At 55.1% G+C, this 1,560-nt stretch carries 1 protein-coding gene; it reads right to left on the reverse strand.

The features are described from left to right. Positions 1 to 164: 164 nt before the first annotated feature. Positions 165 to 1,466, reverse strand: a complete 1,302-nt coding sequence (locus QT231_RS24145) for an IS1380 family transposase (protein ID WP_308339314.1) — start codon at positions 1,464 to 1,466, stop codon at positions 165 to 167. Positions 1,467 to 1,560 lie beyond the last annotated feature (94 nt).

The following is a 1,560-nucleotide window of genomic DNA, read 5'->3' on the forward strand; positions in this document are numbered from 1 at the left end:
TAGCCCGGATTTCTCATAGCGCCTCAGCCAGTACCGCACTCAGGCTGTAATATCGCTAAACACCTATGGGCACGGCTTAAATGGCCTACTTTTTAACCATTTTCCGTCGTTCAGACACACTTCCCCCTTTCCCCCATTGTGCCGGGCCGGGGGCGCCCGAACATTCAGTTCGGCACCAACCGTCTGATGAGATCAGATAGCGCCGTTTTATAGGGGTAGCTGTCACTCATCAGCACTCGGATTCGGCGCGTATTGCGGATGATGACTGCGCCCACTTTGATGAGCTTGAGCCTCAGATTGCTTGGGCTCATGCGCGCGAAGGGCGTGTTCTTCAGGTAAGTCCGTAACCGCTCGAACAGCGTATAGGCAAAGCCTGACAAGATCAGCCGCCATTGATTAGCCCACCAGTGCGTGCTGGAAGTACGGTCAGCAAACAGGCTCAGTTGTTGATCCTTGATCCGGTTTTCCATGTCACCCCGAGCACAGTATTGCTCGTAGTAAAGCTTGAAGCCGTCGTTGTAACGGGAACTGACGATAAATCGGGGATTAGAACCCAGTTCACCTTCCTCTAAACGGGCTACCACCCAGCGTGGGTATTGCCAGGAGTGGGCTTGATATTGGAAGCGGAACGTCTCCGCCACTTTTCCTCCCACCTGCCATTGGGTCTTGCGCACCAGCATCATGGGGACGTCCACTTCCTTGAGCAGCCGACTGTTCTTACCGATACCCACGATGTAGTCAACGTGATGCCGATCGCACCAGTTCAGCATCCGGGGACGACAAAAGTGGCTATCACCCCGTAACACGATGCGGGTATCGGGCCAGTATCGACGGATAAACCGTACCAGTAAGGCGAGGATGGCCCAGCTATGGCGGCTGTCGCTGCGGTCACTGGTGCGCAGATAGCTCACCAGCAGGTGGCGGCCACAGAAGACATACAGCGGGAAGTAGCAGTGGTGATCGTAATAGCGGTTAAAGAACTTGCCGGGTTGCTCACCGTGCACAGGGATATCGGTGCCATCAAAGTCCAGCACGATTTCCTTCGGTGGTTCGTTATGCTGTTCAATGAAGTGATGCCAGAGTAACTCATGGGCCTTCACCATCGCTTGCCGATCGGCGTTCTGCTCTATCCGGCACAGCGTGGACTTGCCTGCCAGTGCAGCCTCTTCACCGAGCGCCGTCTGAAGCGCCTGATCATAGCGTAGCGCTTCATGATCGTTGAAATCTTCATAGCCAGCGGCCACGCCGAACACGCGCTGGCGAACCAGGGTATTGAGCTTATGGCGAACCTGTTCGGGTGCGCGGGGATCATGAAGCACCGAGGCCAAACGACGCGTCAGGCGATGTTGTTGATCGACCTCACGAAGCAAGAGCAATCCGGCATCGGAGGTAATGTGGCCACCGGAGAAATCGGCTTTGATTTGGCGGCGCGAGAGTGGCGAGAAGGACAGTTTTTCAGGTACCATTTTGGAAGCGGTTGTTGGTGTTGGTTTTTGGTGTAAGGCCCTGAAACGTTAACACTTTCAGCCGCTTCCTTTTATGCCCCGTGAGAAATTCGGG

Source organism: Halomonas sp. SpR1 (genome assembly GCF_031010175.1).
Classification (GTDB): domain Bacteria; phylum Pseudomonadota; class Gammaproteobacteria; order Pseudomonadales; family Halomonadaceae; genus Vreelandella.